The organism is Streptomyces sp. SID4985, assembly GCF_009863025.1.
GTDB lineage: Bacteria > Actinomycetota > Actinomycetes > Streptomycetales > Streptomycetaceae > Streptomyces.
Window position 1 is genome coordinate 1 of the sequence record NZ_WWIR01000578.1, and the last position, 567, is coordinate 567.

At 72.3% G+C, this 567-nt stretch carries 1 protein-coding gene and 1 pseudogene; both read right to left on the reverse strand.

Annotated elements, in window-relative coordinates; translation table 11 throughout:
- Positions 1-173 (reverse strand): annotated as a pseudogene (locus tag GTW40_RS24810) (FHA domain-containing protein); the annotation flags it as partial.
- 10 nt (positions 174-183) lie between these two features.
- Positions 184-567 (reverse strand): FHA domain-containing protein (locus GTW40_RS24815; protein ID WP_161182392.1); only part of this gene is annotated, 384 nt, incomplete at its 5' end.

Here is a 567-nt window from a genome sequence, read left to right on the forward strand (position 1 = left end):
GCGGCCTGCTGGCGGGCGGCCTGCTGCGGACGGGCCGCTTCCCGGCGCGCGCCGCGCTGTGTGACGCGCGTACCGAACAGATCGCTGCGGATGACCTGCACGGCCACGATCACGAACAGCCACAGTACGGCCAGGAAACCCAGCCGCATGACCGTGAGGGTCAGCTCTGACATTGCCCCCGCTTCACCCTTCGGCTTGCCTATAGATAACGGTGGTGCTGCCCACGACGATCCGCGAGCCGTCGCGGAGCGTAGCGCGGGTGGTGTGCTGCCCGTCCACCACGATCCCGTTGGTGGAGCCGAGGTCCTGGATCGTCGAGGGTGTTCCCGTCCGGATCTCGCAGTGCCGGCGGGAGACGCCGGGGTCGTCGATCCGCACGTCGGCCTCGGTGCTGCGGCCGAGCACGAGGGTCGCGCGGGAGATCTGGTGGCGGGTGCCGTTGATCTCGATCCAGTAGCGGGTCTGGCCGCCGCCCATGGGGGCGGCCGCCGGTCGCTGGGTGGCGGGCTGGGGGTAACCGTAACCGCCGGGCCGGGCGCCGGGGGGCGGCGCGGACGGCATCGGCGG